This window comes from Streptomyces sp. AC627_RSS907 (assembly GCF_019049165.1).
Genome location: NZ_JAGMUE010000131.1, coordinates 1 through 740 on the forward strand (window position 1 = coordinate 1; position 740 = coordinate 740).

The following is a 740-nucleotide window of genomic DNA, read 5'->3' on the forward strand; positions in this document are numbered from 1 at the left end:
AGATGGGCCCCCAGGCGTTCCTGGCCCTCTTCGACCAGTACAGCGCGGCGTCCTCGCTCGCGCTTTCCCACGTATCGGTTCCCACGCTGGTGATCGGCAGCCCCAACGACCCGGGGATGCTGGGCGATCGTGCCGATGCGCTCCAGGCGGACATGCCCAGCGCCGAGCTGTGCATGGACCCCCGCTTCAGCCACTTCTGCCACGTGGAACAGGCGCAGGAAGTGGCCGATCTGATCATCGCGTTCGTGGACCGCCAACGGGCGGGCTGACACCGAGACGAAGGGCACGAGGACACCTCATGTCGGGAAACACCTTGCACCTACGGGCGTTGCCACCGCGCAACAAGCCCGGTCTGACCCTGCTGGCCGCGCTGCTGGGCCTGTTCATCGCGCTGCTCGACGTCACCGTCGTCACCGTGGCCATGCCGACCATCGGCGACGACCTGGACGCCTCCTTCGACGACCTGGAGTGGGTGGCCAACGCGTACATGCTGGCGCTGGCCGTCCTCATCGTCACCGCGGGCCGGCTGGGTGACCTGTACGGGCAGCGGGTGATCTACGTCATCGGCGTGGTCGTCTTCCTCGCCGGCTCGGTGCTGTGCGCCGCGGCGGGCGAGATCACCCTGCTCGGCGCCGAGCACATCACCACCCTGCACGTGGGACGCGTGGTCCAGGGTGTGGGTGGCGCCGTCGTCATGCCTCTGACGCTGGCCAGCGTCTACTCCTCCTTCGAGGGCAAGG

General features: G+C 68.2%; 2 protein-coding genes. Both read left to right on the forward strand.

The genetic code is table 11. The features are described from left to right. A partial coding sequence (locus KUM32_RS27030) for an alpha/beta fold hydrolase (RefSeq protein WP_217144576.1) occupies nt 1-269 on the forward strand: 269 nt, incomplete at its 5' end. Nucleotides 270-298: 29 nt separating this feature from the next. Then, nucleotides 299-740 (forward strand): MFS transporter (locus KUM32_RS27035; RefSeq protein ID WP_217144577.1); only part of this gene is annotated, 442 nt, incomplete at its 3' end.